Genomic DNA, 1,240 nt, shown 5'->3' with positions numbered 1-1,240 from the left:
TGACGTGCTCCCCTGATTGTTACCAGTCAGAGGTAGAGTCCGGCTCCTTCATGATGGTTGATTGATGGGATGGCAATGGTCCTGGGGGCATGCCCCCAGGACCATTGGCCGGCGATCTCGGCGGGTGTTTGCCCGCCCAGTTTCGAGTGCGGCCTGACGTGATTATAATCGTATCGCCAAGCCATGAGCACGAAGCGGGCATGCGCCAGCGACGTGAACAGGGTCTCGTTGAGGCATTCGTCACGCAGGCGTCCGTTGAAGCTTTCAACGAAGCCGTTCTGCATCGGCTTCCCCGGCGCGATATAATGCCATTCGACCTGACGCTCCTGCGACCAGCGCAGGATCGCCGACGAGGTCAGTTCGGTGCCGTTGTCGCTGACGACCATGTGAGGCTTCCCCCGCAGGCCGATCAGCGTCGTCAGTTCCCGGGCAACGCGGATGCCCGACAGCGACGTATCGGCCACCAGCGCCAGACATTCCCGCGTAAAGTCATCGACGATGCACAGGATGCGGAACCGCCGACCGCACACCAGGCTGTCCGACACGAAGTCGAGCGACCACCGCTGGTTCGGACCCTGCGGCAGTGCCATCGGCGCCCGCGTGCCCAAGGCCCGCTTGCGGCCACCACGGCGGCGGACTCGCAGTCCCTCTTCGCGATAGATACGCAGCAGCTTCTTGTGGTTAGGGCGCATGCCCTCCCGCGCCAGAAGATACCCCAGACGACGATAGCCGAACCGGCGGCGCTCGGCCGCCAGCTCGCGCAGGCGTTGCCGCAGAGCACCGTCATCCGGCCTCGTTGGCTCATATCTGATCACCCGGCGGCTCACGCCGACCAGGCTGCACGCCCGACGCTCGCTCAGCCCGTGATGGTCACGAGCATATGCGACGGCTTCCCGCTTGGCGCCGGGCGTCACCATTTTTTTGATGTCAGATCCTTCAGCACCGCATTGTCGAGCATCGCCTCGGCCAGAAGCTTCTTCAGCTTCGCATTCTCGTCCTCAAGCGCCCGAAGCCGCCGCGCCTCCGACACGTCCAGACCCCCGAACTTGGCCTTATACTTGTAGAAGGTCGCCGAGCTGATCCCATGACGGCGGCATACATCCGCCGTCGGCATCCCCGCCTCATGCTCCTTCAATATCGCGATGATCTGCTCTTCGCTGAACCTGCTTCGCTTCATTCTGTCCGACTCCTTCGCGTCGGACTCTACTCAAATTCGGTCACATTTCAGGGGAGCACGTCA

General features: G+C 62.7%; 1 protein-coding gene. It reads right to left on the bottom strand.

Annotated features, from left to right (window positions below):
- Positions 1-26: 26 nt before the first annotated feature.
- Positions 27-1,177, bottom strand: a protein-coding gene (locus ACIPPQ_RS21690; protein ID WP_137869471.1) for an IS3 family transposase whose coding sequence is annotated in 2 segments (ribosomal slippage) — positions 27-925 and positions 925-1,177 — 1,152 coding nt in all. Because the reading frame shifts where the segments join, the coding sequence is not laid out codon by codon here.
- Positions 1,178-1,240: the final 63 nt, after the last annotated feature.

This window comes from Sphingopyxis sp. LARHCG72 (genome assembly GCF_052871675.1).
This window is presented reverse-complemented; position numbering and strand designations above follow the sequence as displayed.